The following is a 20,671-nucleotide window of genomic DNA, read 5'->3' as shown; positions in this document are numbered from 1 at the left end:
AGCTTATCCTAAAACTTCCTAAAGATTAAGCATCAATAAAAAAGAAATGGCTCGCGTAAGTTTTACCAACGTGAGCCATTCTTTATTTCTTTAATGTATTTATTTCTTAATGCTAGCAAGCATTTGATTAATATCTACAATCCCTGCTTTACCAGCAGCCACAGAATCTGCATCATTACCAATCATTTGACTATTGAGCCAATCAATTACCATTGCCAGATTCATCCCTGCAATTAGGTGAATATCTTGACCACTCATAATCAAGCGACTAACTGTGTTAGCTGGTGTGCCACCCATTAAATCAGCAAATACTGTTAAATCTTCTTCCGGAATGCCGTTAATGGTAGCTTGAAACTTCTTTTCAAAATCTTCTGGTCCTTCTTCTGGAAGTAAACATACTACATGAATATGTTCTTGAGGACCCATAATCAATTCTGCACTTTTTTTAACTTCTTCAGCCATCTTACCATGACTGATTAGCACTAATTCTTTTGTCATAATATTTTTCCTTTAATTTACTGCTAAATCTTAGCAAGAACACCAACACCGCCAAGAATAACTGAAAGAACTAAAACAATTAAGATAGCCTTAGTTGAAGTCATCTTCTTCTTTCCAAGTAACCAGTAAACAAAGCCAACAATCAAAGCAGGCAATAGTTTAGGAATGATCATATCTAAGTTGTTTTGGATGTCCATGGTAACTTTACCAATTTGTGGTACCCAAGCAAACTTAACGTTAACCATCGTAGCTACTAAAGCACCAACCATAAATACACCAAGTACTGTAGCAGCATCAGTTAAAGCATTCAAACGGTCTCTCATATCAGTAACAAGAGTTACTCCTTTATCATAAGCAAACCGTAGTTGCTTCCATCTGAAGAAACAGATAGCAATTTGAGCAGCAATCCAGATAAATACACCAACTGGGTTTCCTTGAGAAGCCATAGAAGCAGCCAAGGCACCGAAGATTGTTGGAATCAATGCAGCAAAGATTGAGTCACCAATTGCGGCAAAAGGTCCCATTAATCCAACCTTTAAACCAGTAACAGTATCTTTACCTTCAACACCTTCATTTTCTTCAATAGCTAAGTCAATACCAGTAATAATAGTGTTGAAGAAGTTAGAAGTGTTAAAGAACTGAACATGCGTCTTCATCATTTCTTGTAATTCTGGAGTATTATCACCATAAATCTTACGAAGTTGTGGCAAGATTAAGAATAAATATCCAGTATTCTGCATTCTTTCATAGTTCCAACCTAGTTGGAAACCGAATAGAGAACGTCTGTTAATTTGATTAAAGTCTTTATCTGTTAATTTATAAGTTGGTTTAGAGTTCATCATCGGTGATTTCCCCCTCTGAAGCTACATTAGTGGATTCTGTAGTAGTTGTGGCTTCTTTTGTTCCGCCTTTACCACTACCACCTTTGCCACTAATTTCATCCTTGTAGTGTAAGATTGCGAATGCTAATCCAATCAAAGCCATTGCAAGCATTGGTAGGCCATTGAAAGTTGCAGTAAATGATTTATTTGCTGCTTGAATACCTGTACCTAAGGTTTGAATGCTTGTAAATAAAACTGAGAATAAAGTAGTAAATGTGAATCCCATAATTAAGTAAGCGATGTGCTTCTTAACTGGTAAGTAACGAAGCAAAATAGCAAAACCAACTGCAGGAAGGACAGCACCGGCTACTGTTAAACCAGTACCTAACCACTTTAAGTTTCCATTCAATGAGTTAGCAATTGTTTGAACCAAGCCGCGTCCAAATGCTAAAGCGATAAAGACAGGGATTGCACGAGATAAAGCCCATGGAATCGCACCGTAAAGGAAGTTTCTCTCGATTCCCTTATAATTGTTTTCTTCAATTAAGTGATCAATTCTGTGAGCAAAATAAGTGTTAGCAAATCTTGCCAAAACGTCCAATTGAACCATGATTGCAGCTACAGGAACCGCAATTGAAGAAATAGCTACTTGTGGGCTCATTCCTTTAATACTTACAGAAAATGCTGTTGCTAAAACTGTACCAGTAGTTGCATCAATCTTAGAAGCACCACCGAAAGTACCAACACCTAAAACTGTAAGTTGCATGGCACCACCAATAATTAAACCGGTTTTTAAGTCACCCATGATTAAACCAGCAATCAAGCCAGCTCCAACTGGTGTATTCAATGATGAATAAATTTGTAATTCATCAAGAATTTCATATCCAGCATAGAGGGTAAGTAGTAATATTTGCCACCAAGCCATAATTAAACCTCCTATTTAATCTTTTCGTTCATTAATTTCATAAAGTCATGAGAATCATCGCTTGGAGTTAACTGAGCTATGATTTTCACACCCTTATCTGCTATTTTTTTAAAGTCTTCAACGTCTTTTTCCTCAACATTGATCTGCTTAGTCACTTGCTTAGTAGTATCAGTTTGAGACATGGTACCTACATTCAAGGTATCAAGTTTAAGACCCAAGTTAATTAAATCTAAGAAGGCTGCTGGTTTTTTAGCGACAATAAATACTCGCTGATTACCATAACGATCATGAATTAAGTGATCGGCTGCAACCTTTGCTGGTAAAACACTAAGACGAGTAGTAAGAGGTGTAGCCATTCTTAACCCACTTTTTTGAATGTCGCTTTTTGCTGCTTCTTCATCAACAACAATAATACGATCAGCTTGAAGTTTTGGTGTCCAAAGATTAGCTACTTGACCATGGACAAGTCGTCCATCAATTCTAGCTCCCACAATATTCATAGAGATTCCTCCATTTTTTGTAAATACTTTGTAAACGCTTTCTACATTTTCAATCTTAGTATATTAAGTTTTGCTAGTCAACTGGTTGCAACCACTTTTTAAGATTTTCTAAAGTTACTTGTAAAGATATAAACTTTTAAGCTTTGTAACGTGATTCACCATTTAAATAAGTTTCACTTACAGTCATATCATGGTTTAATACAACAAAATCAGCTGGGTGATCTGGCTTAATCACTCCACACTTATCAAGTAAATTACAACTCTTAGCTGGCACATAACTCGCCATCATAACTGCATCTTCAGGTGTTGCAACATTCCAATCAACTACATTCTTAACTGCATCCTTTAAGAGCAAAATACTACCTGCCAAATTATTAGTTTCTTTTAGACGTGCCATTCCATCCTTAACATAAACTGGCAATTCACCTAAAACATAGTCCCCATCTGGCATTAAACCTGCTTGCATACAATCTGTAATCAAGGCAATATGTTCTGGTCCACGTGCATTTACCAAAGCACGAACAGCTGGTTCTTCAACATGGTGACCATCGCAGATTAATTCATCTGTTGTTAAACGTGAAGAAAAAGCAGCACCAATAATATTAGGTGAGTGTTGTGATAAACTATTCATTCCGTTGAATGTATGAGTAAATACGCTAGCACCAGCTTCAACACACCCAATAGCGTCTTCAAAATTAGAATCTGAGTGACCTAAGGCAACGACCAAGCCCATTTTTACTGTCTCACGTACAAACTGACGAGCATTTTTTCTTTCAGGTGCCATTGAAATCTTAATTAGCATGTCATCTGAAGCTTTACGCCATTTTTTCAAAAGCATAATTGATGGATCAGTCATGTACTTTGGATTTTCTGCTCCACCATGCTTTGGAGTAAAGAAAGGTCCTTCAAAATGCAAACCTTGAATTTTAGCACCAGTTTCTTCACCCTTATGTGCAGCAAACTTTTCACAAGTTTCTGTTAATTCTTTGTCACTAGCAGTAATAGTTGTTGGTAACCAGCTAGTTACACCTGCTTGTAATAAGCCATTTGAGATCTTGTCAATGCCTTCCCAGTCACTCTTCATCGTATCTTCATCAAGCAAACCATGAATATGTGTATCTACATAACCAGGGGCAATCCATTGATCGCCATATTCTTTAATTAAGCCATGACTCGGCTTTTCATCTTCTCGATAATATAGACCAAAGTTACCATCATCTTGAACCTCAAGATAACCTCCCTTTTCAGTTCTATTTTCTAAAAAGAATTTTCCCGCATGGATGTAATATGACATAATAGTTAACTCCTTAAATTAATTTATATTTTAGTCTGAAACTGTTTTCAAAATTTGAATTTTATTTGATGAATTTGTGAATTGTTACTCCTTTAACAACACGGTTAACAGTGCCTGTTGGGGACGGAGTATCTGGAGTGTTTCCTACTTTGATTGAAGTAAGTAATGCAATTGTTTGTCCAAACATAATATCTGGTAAGGCTAAATATGCATCAGGCACTTCTTTTCCAGCAAAGGCAAAGAATTTTCCCTCAAAGTCTTGCCCCTTTTTAAGCTGACCTACTCCCATTACTAATGGAACAATTTGATCAGCCTTAATCTCATCCAAAATATCCAAATCATATTTTCTCGTATAAGTATTGTTAGAAACAAAGTCAAAAACAATCGTCTTCTTATCTAAAAATGACTTAGGACCATGTCTCAATCCCATCGAAGTATCAAATAAGGCTGCTATTTTTCCGGCGGTTAATTCCAAAATTTTAAGTCGTGCTTCTTCAGCTAATCCACCTAAAGCACCACTACCTATATAAGTAATTCGATCAAAATTAATATCAACTAGTTTTTGAATTTCATCTTCACGGTCAATTACACTTTGGCCCATTTCAGCAATTTCATTAACAATTGCTTCTTTTTCAGCATCACTTCTAGTGTCAAAAACTAATAAAGTGGCTAAACTCATGCATGAAAACGAACCAGTCATTGCAAAACCTTGGTCTAATGACTTAGCAGGCATTAAAAGAACTAAGCCATTTGGATCATCCTTTAAGTCTTGAGCCAGATGTCCTTCTGGAGCACAGGTAATAGCAATTTGATATAAATTAGTAACTAATTGCTTAGCAAGCTCAACAGTTGCAACTGACTCAGGAGAATTACCGCTACGAGCAAAAGAAACCAAAATTGTTGGTGTATCCTCTTCAAGATAATCTTCTGGTGTTGAAACAATTTTAGTTGTATCAATTGCTTCAAAGTCATACTTGGTACGGTCGCCATGCTTTCTCAAATAAGGCATTACTGTATTACCCACATAAGCACTAGTTCCTGCACCAGTAAAAATCACTTTTACCTTATCGAATTTTTTAGTAATTTTAGTTAAAAAATTATCGATTTCTGTTTTCTTTTCTTTGTATATCTTAAAAGTTTCTTTCCATAAAGAAGGCTGTTGTTGAATTTCTCTAGTAGTAATATCTGCACCCATCTGTTTTAGTTCTGCGTCGGTTTTAGTAAACATGAGCCTATTCCTTTCAATAATTAAACTAAATGATTATATTGACGTGATCGATAAATAAATCTATCTCCTCTAGCGAGAGAAATAGTGAACTCGATCGGCACATTTTTATCATTGATTGCCCGTCTAAAAATCTTCAAACTTGCATCCCCAGGCTTAACACCTAAAATCTTGCTGTCATTTTCGTCTAAATTAACGGCTTGTACATCTTCAAAAGCAAGAATACTTTGTTCATTATATTTTTGCTTCATCACTGTATATAAGTTTTCCTTTAGGTCTGACATTTTTAGATTAGGGAAAATTTTTTCAGGTAAATAAGTTTCTCCATACATTAGTGGTACTCCATCAGCTAGACGTAACCTAACTAATTTGTATGCTTTCTCACCAGCTTTTAAATTAAGCTGATTTGCAACGTCTTCTTCAGGTGTCACAAGTTCTAATGTGCGGTTTTGTGTTGTTGGCTTGTGGCCTGCTTCAGACATTTGCTCACTAAAAGAATACATACTTCCCAAGTTAGTTTGATCTAGATAAATTGTCGAAACAAATGTACCTTTTCCATGCAATCGATAAATAATGCCACGTTCTTCTAAATCATTTAATGCTAATCGAATCGTATTTCGACTAACACCATATTCTTTCAAAAGTTGTCGTTCACTCGGTAATCGATCATTTGGCTTCATTTCAGTCTTAATTTTCTTTTCGAGATCTGAAATAACTTGCTGATAAAGTGGTTTTTTCATCTTCTAACCCCATCCAATCTTTAACTGGTTAGTACCACCTTCTACAGAATATTCCAGAAAGCGCTTTATGTCAAATCTAAAAAAACACGAAACTCATTTTTTCGTTATAATATGAACTATACATAAATGAAAAATTTAATTTAAAGAAGAAAACTAATTATGTCTGAAATTACTAACAAACAACAACCTCAACATTTAAGTCGTTTAGTCCACGTGGCTAAGGGTACTCGCTACTATGATTTGCAATTTGCAGATGGAACAAGAGCGCGTCTATACATTATTGCTAAAGGTATCTTTCGTTTAATCGTTGATCCAGCAGCAGAATTTAAGCCTTTAACTCCATCATTAACTATCGCAGCAAGTAACTTTAGTTTGCGTCCATTTGAAGATTCTCAGCTTTTAGTAACCGATGAGACTTTCACCATTAAAAGCGGTCAGTTTTCACTTCGCTTACAAAAGAATCCAGCTATCTTCAGTATTTTCGATGATCAACTACATCGCTACCGCATGATGCAAAGTAGTCCAATTGAACTGGGGAGCGATTATTCTAGCGAATTCTTACGTCAGAACAAAAACGAATTCTACTACGGTGGCGGGATGCAAAATGGAAGCTTCAGCCACAAAGGAAAAATTATCGAGATTAAAAATACTAATTTAACTGGTCCCGGTGCTGTTGCTTGTCCAGAAGGATTTTTCTGGTCAAATGCTGGTTTTGCAGAGTTGAGAAACACATGGAAAGATGGTATCTACAACTTTAAGAGTGATGACGGGACTACAGCAGTTATTACCCATCAAACTCCTATTTTTGATAATTTCTATCTTTTAGGAGATTCTCCAGCGGAAATATTGCGTCAGTACTATAAAATTACGGGGTCTCCTCTTTTCTTGCCAAAATATGCACTCGGTCTGGGTTATCTTGGTAACTACCTTGATACTTGTTGGACAGCAGCTAAACCTCAAGAAAATAGTGCAATTAAATTTGAAGACGGCAATACTTATAAAATTGCGCATAGCAATGATGATATTGTGGCCAAGTCCTCTCTTAATGGAGAAGAACAGTACCAATTTTCTGCTCGGGCAATGATTGAAAGGTACAATTCATATCATCTTCCACTTAGTTGGTTTGTTCCTAACTATGAAAGCAAACAAGACTTAAACGAAGATGAAATGAATAATTTAGTTGATTTTGCAAAAGATCAAAATGTAAAAATAGGATTCTATGGATCCTTGCCTACTGATGCACCAGCTAATTTTTTAAAGTTCAAGACTGATCCTGCTAATTTTCCTAATGAAAAAATAATGCAGGACTTTGCTATCGCTAGTGAACCTCTAATTGATAAAAATCAAACCAATCGTCCTTGGGCAATGGCAAGTAATGGCTGGAGTGCTATTCAAACTTTGGCTACTACTGCAAATGAAGGTGTTGGTGGTGAATGGGAACAAATTGCTACTGAAATTGCTAGCTTTTTAAGTATGTCTCTTTCTGGGCAGCCAAATGTAGGAAGTGCTATTGATGGAAAAGAAGGCGGCGGTAATGCACAAGTAAATATCCGTGACTTACAATGGAAAGTCTTTACTCCACTTCTTTATTCAATTGATAATTATGGTAATATCCAAAAAACACCATTTGCATTTAATGCAAAAATGACTAGAATTACTCGCGCCTATCTTAAACTTAGAGAAAAAATCACTCCATATCTCTATACTCTTACGCGCGCGGCCCAAGATGGAATGCCAATTGTTAGACCACTCTTCTTAGCTTTCCCTCATGAACGAGTTAACTATACTAACCAAGTTAAACATGAATTTATGCTAGGAAATAACCTACTAATCGCTCCAATCACTAACGGGCGAGAAGATCCAAGTGGCGCTTCCCTAAAGGATAACCTCTACTTACCTGATCATCGAACAATGTGGATTGACCTCTTCACTGGTAAAAAACTAATTGGTGGTCGAATTTACGATAAGTTGCATTACCCACTCTGGCATCTTCCTGTATATGTACGCGGCGGTGCAATTTTACAAGAGTCATTAAGAAGTGCCCTTGTTTACCCACAAAGTAAAAGCTCAGCTATTTTATATGAAGATGACAATCAAACTAATGATTATGAAAAGGGTCATGCAGCTACCACACAAATCACTAGCTCTGTTAGCGGATCAAATCTTCATATTACAGTCTACCCAACTGAAGGCAGCTACACTGGTCTTGAAGAGAAACAAATTACTAATTTAACTATTATGTCTGATCGTTATCCTGGTAAAGTTTCTCTTAAACTAAACGATCAATTTGTTCCACTAACTGAATATAACGATCTTGATAGCTTTAACAAAGCTGAAGAAGGTATCTTCTACCAACAAGACTATATGCCATGCAAAGAATTTGGTTACTTTACTGGTCAACTGCAACCAGCTCTTAGAGTGAAGATGCCTGCTGTTGATATTCATGATAATAAGTTCGAACTGATGATTGAAAACTTTAGTTATGGTAGCGAAGTAGAACAACATGCTATTATTGACTCAGCAATGGCTTCTCCAAGAAGTGCAGCAATTTTAACTGACCGCTTAACTTCAAAGAGCATTACTATTACCTGGACTAATCCAACTAATTTCGCAGATAAAAATATAATGGCCGATATCGAAGTTAACGGAATTGTTCATACTAATATTGACGGTAATACTTTTACTTTCCATGAGCTTGAACCTAATACACGCTACCGCTTCAGAATTAGAAATAAGTTCGGTAATAAAGTATCTGATTGGTCAGAATACTTTGGCACCCATACAAAGCGTGATCAGATGGATTATGCCATTTCAAATGTTACAGTTTCTAGTACGGGAGAAAGCGAAGAGGATTTACCAGTCGAAAATCTAACTGATCTTAAATTAGCTAGTGAGTGGCTTTCTAAAGATCAAATCACTAAAGATAGTCCTTTAGACTTAACTTTTAATTTCAACCATATTTATAAACTCAGCCGCATGGTTTATGTTCCTCGTTCACGTGATCGCATCGGTCATGTTTTACGTGTTCAAGTTGCTATTTCCAAAGACGGAGAAAACTTCAGCGACTTTAGTAAAGAAATTAATTGGCCAAATGATGCTAAAAACAAGGTAATTGGCTTAAGAGATGTAGTTGCTAAATCAATTAAACTTAGAATTTTGGCAACTTCCGATAATTTAGCCTCTGGAAAAGAAGTTCTATTCTTTATGGCAAAAGAATAAAATTAAAAAGTCCGAAAAGAAAATGTATAGTCATGTCATCTTTTCGGACTTTTTCTATATATGTTTTTGTTTCACGTGAAACCAAACGTAAATTCTTCTATCTTTCAACCATTCAAGGCTCAATTCAAACCAATGAGCAAGATGCGCATCAGCTTTACGTTCTTTAGTAGCTAACTCAGGAGTAGCAAGAGAAAAACCATGTCCACCCTTATTAAACAAATGGGCCTCAAAGCGAACCCTATTTTTTCTTAATGCAGTAATATATTCAATCGTATTATCAATTAATACAACCGGATCATCTACTGCCTGAAAAATAAAAGTAGGAGGAGTTTGGGGAGTAACCCCGACAGCTGTATCAAGTAAATCTTTTGCACTTGACATTTTTTCCTTAGCATCAGGTGGTAAGGGAAAACCAATATCTTTAATATTAATTAACGGATAACCTAAAATAGTCGCATTTGGTGATACTTTATCATGCTCAAAATGATATTCAGACTGCCACTTTTGACTTTCTGCCATTACATTCATCGAACTAACAACATGGCCGCCAGCTGAAAAACCAATTGTCGTAATTTTATCCTTAGCAAGACCTAACTTCTCACTGTTTTCTCTAAAGTATGCAACAGCAGTTAAACCAGATAAAGCAGCGTCAGGATAAATTCTGCCAGGATCGGTAGTTAAATTATATGACACTATTGCTGCATCAAATCCATGAGCTGCATAAGCTAGGGCAACTGGTTCTCCTTCTCTTAATGATAAATGATCAAAACTACCACCTGGAAAGACTAACATTAGTGGTCTTTTCTTTAGGAGAAGTTGCGGATTATCTTGCAAACTATAATAAGTAATGTTAAATTCACGCCCATTAAAATTTGTTAACGTTAAATTATATATTTTCATCTTACTGTGCCTCTATTTATCTCTACTTTTTATTTTCTTTATTCGTTAAAGTATGTGCTAAGAATATTGTAGTTAATGGTACCGTTAAAAGCACGCCAATGAACGAATATACAATAATTAAAAACTCATCCACAAAAAGTTTATCATTTAAAATTTCAAATAAGGAATAATTTAGTCTCATATACCAAATAAATATTGGGAGAAAACTACCAAATAAACCAAATAAGATTGTATTCATGGCGGTCCCTAATACATCCGCACCAACTTCATTTCCGCTTTCGATTAATTGCTTTTGAGTAATGTTAGGGTCATGCCGCTTTAACTCAAGTAAACCAGCACTCATTGCAACACTGGCTTCCGCAATTGCACCTAGCATTGAAAAGATTGCAACTAAAATTGCGATTTGAGAAAAACTAATTCCTACATTTAATGATAAACCAATTAATTCTTCCCCTGCCTGGTCTCCAAAGCCTTGAGTTTGCGCTAAATTTTCAAACAAGATAATTATCAGCATTACAATTACACTTACACATAAGGCAGTTAAAAAGGCATTTTTGGCTACAGTATAATCATGTGTTCCTAAATAAATAATCGTCAGTAATTTCAAAGGAATAAATATTGCTCCGACTAATACAATATTTACTCCCCAAGAAATAAGCAGTGCAACTAAAATCAGTAAACAGGCATTGATAACGACGCTTAGATAACTCTTAAAGCCAGTTTTTCCTCCAACTATAATCATCAATATCAAAAGAATTAATAAAAGAGCAGTTAAAGTTGTCATTTTTCTACCACCTCTGCTTTTTTATTTCTTAAAAAGAGAGCACTACATAGAGTTGCAAAAATCACTGTCAGTACAATTCCGATCGCCGAGCTTAAACTCTGGATGACCCCTAAAGAAAGGGTATATTTAAAGGTATAGACTAAAGTATTATTATCTCTTAGATACAAAATTGTCATAGGTAGGGCTTCAGCCATAAAAATTAAAACCAATACATTTATTAGTGGCCCCATAATTTCTTGCCCTAAAGTTCGTCCGCTAATAAATAGTTCTTTAAATGTTAAGTCGGCCTTATGTTTTGCAAGTGCATAAAGACTAGAAACAATATCAGTTGCTTCATCCATGACTGCGCCAAGAACTCCTAGAATTGTTTGAGATAAAAATAAAGCTCGAGGATCTTGAGTAGCATAGTCAACTGCCTCATAATCAATTCCACGCTCATGAGTTACTCTCATAACTAAATAAAAGATACCAAAAGAAACAAAAACTCCTAACAAAGTAGCAGTTAAAGTCACCAGCATCTTTTGATTAAAGCCTTGTACTATTACTAGAGATACAAAAGTAAACAGAATTGCTGCGATACTATAAATCAAGAAAATTCTTGTTCCATTTTCCTTTACATCACTCTTAATTACAAAATAAAAAATGATACTATTTAAAATCATTGAAATTAAAAGTAAGCTAGCCTGTTTTCCTGTAATTAAAACAATTACACTAATCGTCAAAAACATACTTAAAACAACAACCCAGTCACGTTTTGGTTCAACTAATTTAGGTTTACCTTTAATAAATGAAATAATTACACGCTGATGAGGCCGATACTTTTGTGAAACTGCTTGGGACGGCGAATATGTGTTAGTAACTAAGAATGTCTTCCCTTTATATTTTCCGGACAAAATTTTTAAATGTAAATTTTGTTGCCGTACCTCGTCTTTATTTTCATAGTTGTCTTTTGTCTTATCAACTAGTGTATCTTTTATTTGACTATCAGTAATGACTGCAATTGGCTTACTTGCAAAAGCAGTTGAAAAATAGGTAATTAGAGTAAAAAATATTCCCACAAATAAGACTACTAAACTAAGCCAAATTTTCGCATTCTTCTTCACTTTTTCGCCTTCCCTAAATAATTCAATGGTTAGTATGCTACTATAGTAGCATTAAAAGTTTTTACTAATTATTAAAAAATAGTAATTTATCTGAGGTAGATTTAATGGAACTTATGATTTCAACTTTTACCCTAGCAATTGCCGCGGCAATTAGTATCATCATTGCGCAAGCAATTGATAAGGTATCTGTTAACTATGTAAGCATGCTTGTTGGGATAATTATTGGTCTTATCCCCTTCTTAAATAGCCAAGTTGCTAACTTTGATTCAGAAATTTTTATGGAATTGATCGTAGCTCCACTTTTGTTTTTTGAAGGTCAAAAAACTAGAATTCATAACATTGGTAGAAGAATTAAGGAAATCATTGGGTTGACTGTGGTTATGGTTTTACTCGCCCTAATTGTAAGCGGCTTTAGTATCCATTTTCTTACTGGCATCAGTCTTCCACTTGCATTTATTATTGGGAGTATTAGTACACCAACGGATGCAACAGCAAGTGAAGCCGTAACTAATGGTTTACGAATGCCTAGACGAGTAACAGCTTCATTAAAAGCTGAGTCACTTTTCAATGATGCTTCAGGAATCATTTTACTGAATATGAGTTTGCTTTGGTTTGCCAATGGTTACATCAACTATGGGCAAACTATTCATGACTTCTTTGTTTCCTCATTAGGTGGAGCGGTATTAGGTTTTGCAGTTGCTTGGATAATTATTATTTTTCGACAAAGTCTGGTTAGATCACGATTTAATTCTTTAAATGCACAGAATTTAATTTATATCCTTACCCCGCTAGCACTTTATGCGTTAGCAGAAGATTTACATGTTTCGGGAATTATTGCCGTTGTGGTTGCTGGCTTATTACATAATGCAGAATCTCAGCAAAGTTTACTTCTTAATTCAAGACAAATCCATATGGGACGAGACTTGCAAAATCTTATTTCAGATATTTTCAACAGTATGGTTTTTATCATTTTGGGACTAATGATGGTCAGAATATCCCGAAATAAATTATTTAATGGTGACTTAGCCAAGTGGATTCTTGTTGGCTTCATTGTTTATCTCGCAAATTTACTTGTTCGTTATGTCTATGGACGTTTAGTTATTCGCTATGATCGACGAGAAAGTACTGTATTTTCACTTGGAGGTATTCATGGTGCTGTTACTCTTGCTCTAGCCTTAACAATTAGTGCTAACTTTTTAGGAACTAAAAACTACAATCTAGTTATTATGTCTGAAGCAGTTTTAATTATTTTGAGCATGCTTGTACCCACGATTGTATTTCAATTTATTCTTCCCTATGAAGTTAGTGATGAAGAAGCACACATTGTTATGGAGAAGATCCGTAATGAAATGGTTAAACGAGCTCTAATTTCAGTCCATAAAATGTACCTACCTAAAAGAGTTAAGCGCCATGTTATCTATACTTTACTCAATCAAAAAAGAGTTGTTAAAACACGAGAATACATGCGTGTGTTGCTAAAAACAATTGATCAGCCTAATCTAACTAAATCAGAACAGTATTTACAGCGTTTAGCATTTTTTAGAGCATTTGCTATTGAGCGTGAATATTTAGAAATGATTGGACAAAAAGAGAGTAAATATAGAACGTATATCTTAAGTCTGTATAACGACGTATTACTAGCTGAATCATTAATTATTGAATCTGATGATGAATAAAAAAATAGGATGCCGCATTTCGGCATCCTATTTTACTTGAAAAAGCGATCCCACCAATGGTGTTTTTTCTTAGGACGAATTTGCATTTGAGCTAGGGTACGATGAATATTTTCTTCTACCTGTTGCTTACGACGCTTTTCTTCGTTCTCTCTAGCTTTTCTTAAAATTTCTTCATGAGCCTCTTGCTCACTTTTTTGTTCTTCAGTAATCTCTTTGGCAGCTTCCTGATCTTTATTATTAGCTTTTTCTTTAGAATCTTCTGATTCCGGCTCAGCTAATTGGTGTGAACGATCAATTAATTTTTTGTTTTGAGCTTCAACACGCGCTACCTGCTTCTGCAAATCTTCAATTGCTTTATTCTGACTTGCAATAGTATTTTGTAGCATTGTTAAAAGTTTTACTACTTGATCAGCATCAACAATGGCAGTATTAGTAGCAACTGATTTTTGCATTTTTGCTGCTTTTTTAACTTCTTCAGTTTTCTTATCGCTTACTGCAAAGATTTGTCTAGCTGCTTCTTGCAAGGTTAAATCCGCATTTTTAGACAATGCTCTAAAAGCTTTTAAATCTTCAATATCCTTTGCCGAGTACAAGCGAGACTTTTGCTTGGTTCTTTCATAGTAATCTTTATTTCCAGTAACCTTTTCCACAATTAAAGAATACTTTCTTAATGTTGCTACGCTAATATGAAGTTCTTCTGCCGTTTTTGCTGGGGCCTCAAGTTCTTCAAAATTATGGTCGCTTGCCATCCTAAATTCTCCCTTTACTTAAACTAAGTTTAATCATGTTTATGTAACAAAGTCTTCTTATGATCGTAGCGTTCCATTGCGTAATCAATTAATTTAGTAATTAAGTCAGTGTATGGAATTCCAATTTCTTCAAATAACTTAGGATACATACTAATATTAGTGAAACCAGGAAGAGCATTTACTTCTGTTAGAACAACTTCATTATCTTCACTACGAAGCATCGAATCGATACGAGCCAAGCCGCTACATTCAGTTGCTTGGAACACCTTTAAGGCATTCTTTCTAACTGTTTCAACAATTCCCTCAGGAAGCTTAGCAGGAATTTCTAAAGTTGATGTTGAGTCATCATCATACTTATTTTCATAGGTATAGAACGAATCTTTTGCGTTAATAATTTGACCAACACCAGCAACGATTGGTTTATCATTGCCTAAAACAGCAGTTTCTACTTCAGTACCATGAACAGTTTCTTCAACTAAAACCTTATCATCGTATTTAAAGGCTTCAGCTAAAGCAACCTTATATTCTTTTTCGTTAGTAACATGACTTACACCAACTGAAGAGCCTTGGTTTGATGGCTTAACAAATAAATCTGATCCCAATTGGCTAGCTACGTATTCATAGTCTAACTTCTCGTTATCTGGATCGTTATATTCAAAACGCTTAACTGCAATCCATTTTGCTACAGGAACACCAGCACGTTGAGCGAGGATCTTAGTCATTTCCTTATCCATCGTTACAGCTGCTGCTAAAACATCGTCTCCAACAAATGGCTTATCTAAAACTCTAAATAGTCCTTGTAAACAACCATCTTCACCTAAGTTTCCGTGTACAATTGGGAAAAATACGTCAATTTCAGGACGATCTTTTAATTCAATAATGTTAGAAATATTAGCTACTTTATGAGGATTAGCTACTTCCATTTTAGGATTATCTAATACTTTGCGAGAATCTGCATCATCAGCTAAGTATCCATCGTTAGTAATCCACATTGGATAAACATCAAATTTATTAGTATCAATTTCTTCATAAATGTTGTGGGCAGACATGATAGAAACTTCATATTCTGAAGAATTTCCACCGAAGATCAAACCTACCTTAATTTTGTCAGTCATATTTTTATCTCCTTTTTGTCCTCGAAACCTTATTATAAACAATCGTGACGCTATAATGCATCAATTTCGAAAAAAAGTCTAAAAAGAATGCAATTTTTTTATAATTACGTTATATATATTACTATCATGCTACTATATGATTCGCTAAAAGGAGTAATTATGACTTTTACCAAAAAAGCAGCCACTTTTTTAGCAACTATTGTGTTAAGTACAACTACTTCTACCGTTATAGTTACTAACGCACAGGCTGCAACCTTTACTAAAGATGAAATTCAAGAAGTTCATCAAATTCAAAATCAATATAAAAATTTACCTAAAGAAAATTTTAATGCAGATAATCTTTATGCCAGCACTCCTCATCTCACGGCTCCCTTTTCACCCGGTTCTGTTACAAATTCTTATATCAATTCTCAATTAGATTATATTAATTTTTACCGAGCTTTATTTGACTTACCAAGTATTTCAACAAATAAAACCGATAATGATAACGCTCAAATCACGGCAAGCGTTATGGCTGCAATCAAAGCTAACCCATTCACTAACCAACATGGCCTCCCTAGTGAAACTAAACCTGATTATATTAATGAGACGTACTGGACAATTGCCAAAAACGTCTCTGCAAGTTCAAACCTTAACTTTAACGTAAGTAATCAATCCGCTGGGGACGTAATCACAGATTTATTAACTGATACCTATAATCTTGATGGTTCAGACACGGGACACCGCGCATGGCTTTTATCTAGTCGACTTACAACTACAGGTATTGGCGCAGCTTATGGTGAAAATAATTATCGCTATTCTGTTCAACAAGTTGCCTATCCAAGTGATGGCTACAAAGCAGCTGCAAAAAGTACAGTTGCTTATCCAAATAGTGGCGTTTTTCCAATCGAATTACTTCAGGGAAATAATATCGCCTGGTCCCTCTATTTATCGGACAAAACTATTTCTGGTACTCCCAAAATTACAATTACTGATCTTGATACCGGTCAAACAAGTCAAGCAACAAAAGTTAATAACTTTAGTAACAAAGGATACGGTTATTTCGACACTATTCTGACCTATTTTCCTGGAGATATTAAGTTAGTCTCAGGACATGAATATAACGTAAATATTTCTAATGTCTATCAGTACAGCTTTAAGCTTTTTAATCAAGTAGCAGCCAATCAACCAAAATTAGAAGTTTCGGAAGATAGCACTAAGACTAAAAACAAGGTTAAAAATTCACCTACTATCTCATCCTCTCAAAATATTAAAGAGGCTACTGATGAAACAACCCGCAATATCTTAAAACAAGCTGATGATCCTTCTTCAAACACAACTATTAAATCTGCTCTTTTACTTCAAGCAGAAGAGTTACGTGATTCTTTAAATAAAAATCGTCGCATGAACCCGATAATTTTTGGTCGTTCTTATCAAGACGGTTACTCTTACTACAATTTAGGTGAAGATCAATGGTTCCATAATTTCTATGTTTACAGTAATCCAGATCTAACTGCTGGCGTAGTAAATATTGATAATGCTTCTCTTGATACTCATATTTACACTAGCCCTTATCCTAGTTTACAAAAAACAACTTCTAATCACGTTACCCCTAGAAAAAGCTATGCTTACGGTCAATCTATTACAACCAACCATACAACTTGGTATTATCTTGGTAAAAAGCAATGGATTAGGCAATTTAATTAATAAAATAACACTCTAAAAGAGCCTATAAAGTAACTAATTATATTATTTAAGAATAATTAATAGTTTCAACTTGATTTAAAGCTTAATTACTGTAAAAATAAGGACTGAGAAATGGTTGAGGACCCTTACAAGAGCCATTATGGCTGTTGCAAATTACAATTATTTTATACCCTAACTACTTTACACTTACTTGAATACAATTAAGATCATCCAATCCGGCGCCATTTCTTAGAAAAAGGTCTCAGGTTAAAACCTGAGACCTTTTTTGCATCTTTATTTTAAATTTTTATTTGGCACTAGTAATTTGCCAAGTAATAGTACTAATTACAAATAAAACTACACCAACAATTACTAATTCCAAGAAAATACCACTAGCTATTTCTAAAAAATAACCAATATTTAAAATAAAGCCTTCAACATCAAAAATTGTTGGAATAAATGCTAGTAATCCAAAGATCACAATCATGCAAATTGCTGCTCTCATCCCTCCAGCAGCAACCATATGAATTAAACGTCGAGTTGAAACAATTTCTTGCAATCTTTTAATTTGCTGATAAGCAAAGATACCTACAAAAATAATTATCAAAATACTCAAAACTAATAATACTATCTCGATATTTGCCATTAATGTAGTATTTGCTAAACCAAAACTCGTTATAATTGCATACAGACTGCTATTTTTATTCTTTCTGAGCTTTTCTTGTACTGATTTGGCTTCCATAGAAGAATTATCATCTATTTTTGTTAATATAATTTTTCTAATTTGACCAGCTAAACTTGAATTTTCAGCTCTAAATAGATGGATGCCCAAGGTATAATCAATCATCGCATCTGCAATTGGTCTTGTTTGTTCAACGGTAAGAAGATTATTAGTGCTATTATTACTACTTCTATCAGCACCAATTGCCGCAGCGAAATTATCAAACTTCTGATTAATATATCGTTCAGCTACTACTCCGTTGCTTTCCTTTGCAATTTGACTCTTCATAAAAATTGGATTCATAAAAGTTACTAAGCCAAAAAATAAGACCACAATTGTAAAGATTGCAATTCCAAAGGATCTTTTATCATGCACAGTTTGAGCTTGATCAATTCTACGTAACTCACTGCGTGTGCGTACTGCCATTTCCTAGACCTTCCTTAAAAATTAATTGTCAAACATCTCATTGATTGTTTGGGTCAAAGTAGCTAGTTCATATTTTTGTAAAGCAGATTTTGCCTCATCAATTGTTTGATCTATCTTAGACTCATCCATTGATAGAAATGTTGACATAAAAGTTTTTACCATTATATCAGAAATTTCATCTGCATCTAAATCCAATTCAGCACGTTTTATGTATAAACTTCCGCCAGCTGTGACAATAAAGTTTAAGCCAATCTGAACCTGACGGTCACTTCCAAGATCATGCTTAACTCCTTCATTTCTAAGCCAATCGTCAAGAATTTGACTCCAGCGATCTAAGGAATCACTATCACTTAAAATGCTTTTAACTACACGCTCTACTCCTTCATCTTGAATACCTTGTTCTAAAATTAAATAAATAAAAATTTTCATTTTGGAATATGTATTTAATTCTTTAAAGTCAGTCGCATTTAAACTCTTTAACACAGCGGTCATAAAGTTGGTAACAATTTCTGTAATTAACAAATTTTTATGTGGGTAGTAAGATTGGAGCAATGATTTAGAAATCCCCGACTTATCTGCAATCATTTGCAGCGATACATTCTCCATCCCTCTCTTTTTCAGAAGGATAAAAGTATTGCGTAATATTTCATGCCGTCTTACTAAATTTTTTTGTCTTGCCATATCTTTTTCCTCGTACTATTTATTCTATTCCTATACAGTATAGCGTTTTCATAGTGTTAATTACAATTATTATACCAAGTGCTATTACTAATAACGAATTAGGATTTATTTTTTTAATTAATCCTATATAAAAAACTGACGCTTTGTCCGTCAGTTTCTTCTCACTATTTACTTTTTCTTCTCTCTAAAAGAGTATAGCTTAAGGCTAAAACTAAAATAAAAATAATTGAAATAATCAATGGTAGTCTAGTTGCTGGAATTAAAGCTAATATTACTAAAATTACTAAATAAAAAATTATTGTAATCCAGCTCGTTATGGGAAAACCAGGCATTCTAAACTTGCCAAGTTGTCCCTTATTTTCTGCTCGATACTTCAAGTGAGTCCACATAATAATTATCCAAACCATAATAAAGTTAATTGTTGAAACACTAGAAATAATATCAAAAACTTGAGCCGGCATAATATAGTTAAGAATTACTACAATGAATAGAATCAAAGATGAAAATGTTAAGGCATTATTCGGAACAGCCTTTTTACTTAACTTACCGAATCTCTTAGGTGCATTATTGCCTCGAGATAAAGCATATAAGGATCTACTAGTTGAAAAAATTGCACTATTTGTCGCTGACATTGCTGCTGTTAAAACAACAAAGTTTAAAATTCCGGCAGCTGCTGGAATACCAATTGCTCCAAAAACTTGTACAAAAGGACTGGTTGTAGTAACAATCTTATTCCATGGATAAACTGCCATAATAGCAATCATCGAGCCAACATAAAACAATCCAATTCTAACTGGCAAAGTATTTATTGCCTTGGGAATATCTTTGTCAGGATTAGCTGTTTCACCAGCTGTCAGTCCCACAATTTCAATTCCTACAGATGCAAAAACTACCATCTGAAATGACTTCAGAAAGCCCCAGGATCCTGTTGGGAAAAAGCCACCATAGTTTACCAAGTTACTTAGTGAAACAGTTCTAGAATCGATTTTAGTATGCATAATTAAAAGAATTAGTCCCGTAATGATCAAAGCTAAGATAGCTAAAACTTTAATCATTGAAAACCAACTCTCAAGCTCTCCAAATAGGCCCACATTAACCATGTTAACTAGCATTAACAAAATGACAATCACTAATGGTCCGACCCATTGAGGCAGATTTTTAAACCAATATTTCAAATAAATTCCCGTTGCAGTTAAGTCAGCCATAGCTAAACTAAGCCAGCATAGCCAGTAAGTCCAGCCTGCAACAAATTCCATTCTATTTCCAAGATATTTTTTCACTGATTCAATAAATGAGTGTTGCTCAGGATCCGCTAAAATTAATTCTCCTAAGGCCCTCATCATAAAAAAGCTAATAATACCAACGATCAAATAAGATAAGATAATTGATGGACCAGCACTTTGAATAGCTGTACCAGACCCTAAAAATAATCCAGTACCGATGGCTCCACCAATTGCAATCATTGTTACATGACGACTCTTAAGTGATCTTTTTAACTTTAGCTTCTCCTTTTCATCCAATTTTATAGTCCTCCCTTAAAGACAAAAATGCCTCTAGTATTTAACATATACTAGAGACATTTCTTTTTATGAAATTAAAATTCTTGTATAGTCAATTAATTGGCTATTT

The 20,671-nt window shown here is 34.6% G+C and carries 18 protein-coding genes; 3 read left to right on the top strand and 15 right to left on the bottom strand.

Annotated features, from left to right (window positions below; all coding sequences use genetic code 11):
* Nucleotides 1-99 precede the first annotated feature (99 nt).
* From H0I41_RS00700 to H0I41_RS00670, 7 genes are all read right to left on the bottom strand, one after another.
* A complete protein-coding gene (locus H0I41_RS00700; protein WP_004898573.1) occupies nt 100-498 on the bottom strand; it encodes a PTS sugar transporter subunit IIA in 399 nt (132 codons plus the stop codon).
* A 23-nt stretch (nt 499-521) separates the two neighbouring features.
* Entirely contained in the window at nt 522-1,340 is an 819-nt protein-coding gene (locus tag H0I41_RS00695) for a PTS system mannose/fructose/sorbose family transporter subunit IID (RefSeq protein ID WP_004896120.1), read from the bottom strand.
* On the bottom strand, nt 1,327-2,244 hold the full coding sequence (locus tag H0I41_RS00690; protein WP_004898570.1) for a PTS mannose/fructose/sorbose/N-acetylgalactosamine transporter subunit IIC: 918 nt from the start codon (nt 2,242-2,244) through the stop codon (nt 1,327-1,329). The genes H0I41_RS00695 and H0I41_RS00690 overlap by 14 nt, the downstream gene beginning before the upstream one ends.
* 11 nt (nt 2,245-2,255) lie before the next feature.
* Nucleotides 2,256-2,744: a PTS sugar transporter subunit IIB gene (locus tag H0I41_RS00685; protein WP_011161345.1), complete on the bottom strand. Its 489-nt coding sequence runs from the start codon at nt 2,742-2,744 to the stop codon at nt 2,256-2,258.
* A gap of 136 nt (nt 2,745-2,880) precedes the next feature.
* Nucleotides 2,881-4,038 carry an N-acetylglucosamine-6-phosphate deacetylase gene (gene nagA / locus H0I41_RS00680; protein ID WP_011161344.1) on the bottom strand — a complete coding sequence of 386 codons (1,158 nt, stop codon included), beginning with the start codon at nt 4,036-4,038 and terminating at the stop codon, nt 2,881-2,883.
* A gap of 61 nt (nt 4,039-4,099) precedes the next feature.
* A complete protein-coding gene (locus tag H0I41_RS00675) occupies nt 4,100-5,266 on the bottom strand; it encodes an SIS domain-containing protein (protein WP_086874569.1) in 1,167 nt (388 codons plus the stop codon).
* Between the two features lie 20 nt (nt 5,267-5,286).
* Nucleotides 5,287-6,003, bottom strand: coding sequence for a GntR family transcriptional regulator (locus H0I41_RS00670; RefSeq protein WP_011161342.1), 717 nt, complete (start codon nt 6,001-6,003; stop codon nt 5,287-5,289).
* 159 nt (nt 6,004-6,162) lie between these two features.
* Between H0I41_RS00670 and H0I41_RS00665 the strand changes: the two genes are divergently transcribed.
* Nucleotides 6,163-9,222 (top strand): DUF5110 domain-containing protein, encoded by a 3,060-nt coding sequence (locus H0I41_RS00665; protein WP_069168826.1) that lies wholly within the window; start codon nt 6,163-6,165, stop codon nt 9,220-9,222.
* A gap of 54 nt (nt 9,223-9,276) precedes the next feature.
* Here the strand turns inward: H0I41_RS00665 and H0I41_RS00660 are convergent, their stop codons facing one another.
* Genes H0I41_RS00660 through H0I41_RS00650 form a run of 3 tightly spaced genes read right to left on the bottom strand, consistent with a single transcriptional unit; the run spans nt 9,277 to nt 12,009 of the window.
* Nucleotides 9,277-10,122, bottom strand: coding sequence for an alpha/beta hydrolase (locus H0I41_RS00660; protein ID WP_182094559.1), 846 nt, complete (start codon nt 10,120-10,122; stop codon nt 9,277-9,279).
* A 22-nt stretch (nt 10,123-10,144) separates the two neighbouring features.
* Nucleotides 10,145-10,906, bottom strand: coding sequence for a YibE/F family protein (locus H0I41_RS00655; protein WP_004898559.1), 762 nt, complete (start codon nt 10,904-10,906; stop codon nt 10,145-10,147).
* Nucleotides 10,903-12,009 carry a YibE/F family protein gene (locus H0I41_RS00650; protein ID WP_135014098.1) on the bottom strand — a complete coding sequence of 369 codons (1,107 nt, stop codon included), beginning with the start codon at nt 12,007-12,009 and terminating at the stop codon, nt 10,903-10,905. The genes H0I41_RS00655 and H0I41_RS00650 overlap by 4 nt, the downstream gene beginning before the upstream one ends.
* Before the next feature lie 104 nt (nt 12,010-12,113).
* On the opposite strand from H0I41_RS00650, the gene H0I41_RS00645 reads away from it, so the two are divergent.
* Nucleotides 12,114-13,685 carry a cation:proton antiporter gene (locus H0I41_RS00645; protein WP_135014099.1) on the top strand — a complete coding sequence of 524 codons (1,572 nt, stop codon included), beginning with the start codon at nt 12,114-12,116 and terminating at the stop codon, nt 13,683-13,685.
* A 32-nt stretch (nt 13,686-13,717) separates the two neighbouring features.
* Here H0I41_RS00645 and H0I41_RS00640 read toward each other — a convergent pair whose 3' ends face one another.
* Together H0I41_RS00640 and H0I41_RS00635 are read right to left on the bottom strand one after the other, a co-directional pair.
* Nucleotides 13,718-14,434 (bottom strand): transcriptional regulator, encoded by a 717-nt coding sequence (locus H0I41_RS00640; protein ID WP_135014100.1) that lies wholly within the window; start codon nt 14,432-14,434, stop codon nt 13,718-13,720.
* A gap of 29 nt (nt 14,435-14,463) precedes the next feature.
* Nucleotides 14,464-15,549, bottom strand: coding sequence for a D-alanine--D-alanine ligase family protein (locus H0I41_RS00635; RefSeq protein WP_004898551.1), 1,086 nt, complete (start codon nt 15,547-15,549; stop codon nt 14,464-14,466).
* Between the two features lie 159 nt (nt 15,550-15,708).
* Here H0I41_RS00635 and H0I41_RS00630 point away from each other — a divergent pair, with 159 nt between their 5' ends.
* Nucleotides 15,709-17,235 carry a CAP domain-containing protein gene (locus H0I41_RS00630; RefSeq protein WP_135014101.1) on the top strand — a complete coding sequence of 509 codons (1,527 nt, stop codon included), beginning with the start codon at nt 15,709-15,711 and terminating at the stop codon, nt 17,233-17,235.
* A gap of 286 nt (nt 17,236-17,521) precedes the next feature.
* Here H0I41_RS00630 and H0I41_RS00625 read toward each other — a convergent pair whose 3' ends face one another.
* From H0I41_RS00625 to H0I41_RS00615, 3 genes are all read right to left on the bottom strand, one after another.
* Nucleotides 17,522-18,361, bottom strand: coding sequence for a hypothetical protein (locus H0I41_RS00625; protein ID WP_004898545.1), 840 nt, complete (start codon nt 18,359-18,361; stop codon nt 17,522-17,524).
* A 21-nt stretch (nt 18,362-18,382) separates the two neighbouring features.
* Nucleotides 18,383-19,042, bottom strand: coding sequence for a TetR/AcrR family transcriptional regulator (locus H0I41_RS00620; RefSeq protein ID WP_004898543.1), 660 nt, complete (start codon nt 19,040-19,042; stop codon nt 18,383-18,385).
* 164 nt (nt 19,043-19,206) lie between these two features.
* Nucleotides 19,207-20,562: an amino acid permease gene (locus tag H0I41_RS00615; protein ID WP_135014102.1), complete on the bottom strand. Its 1,356-nt coding sequence runs from the start codon at nt 20,560-20,562 to the stop codon at nt 19,207-19,209.
* Between the last annotated feature and the right edge of the window lie 109 nt (nt 20,563-20,671).

The sequence above is a fragment of the Lactobacillus johnsonii genome (assembly GCF_014058685.1).
Lineage (GTDB): Bacteria > Bacillota > Bacilli > Lactobacillales > Lactobacillaceae > Lactobacillus.
This window is presented reverse-complemented; position numbering and strand designations above follow the sequence as displayed.